Raw genomic sequence first — 247 nt, forward strand, 5'->3', positions numbered from 1 at the left:
GTGCTGCGCCCGGTGTTGCCCGAAGACGCCAGCGGCTGGCCCGGACGCACCCACTGGCCTTCGGCGACCTTGATCGAACCGCGCTGCAGGTGCAGGTAGACGCTCATGGTGCCGTCGTCGACGAAGGCGCCGGAAGGCAAACGCAACGAGTACGCCGGCTACTACGGCCTCGGAGACGACTGGGGGCTGCCACACGGAGAGTTCCTCGCGGCGAAGAACGCGCTCGACCCCGTCAAGACGCAGGTAC

General features: G+C 68.0%; 1 protein-coding gene. It reads right to left on the reverse strand.

The features are described 5' to 3' along the window. The coding region (locus HWD97_RS24410; protein ID WP_371835831.1) for a M23 family metallopeptidase at positions 1 to 107 on the reverse strand (107 nt) is incomplete at its 3' end. Positions 108 to 247: the final 140 nt, after the last annotated feature.

It is taken from the genome of Ochrobactrum sp. C6C9, from assembly GCF_022627935.1.
GTDB lineage: Bacteria > Pseudomonadota > Alphaproteobacteria > Rhizobiales > Rhizobiaceae > Brucella > Brucella teleogrylli.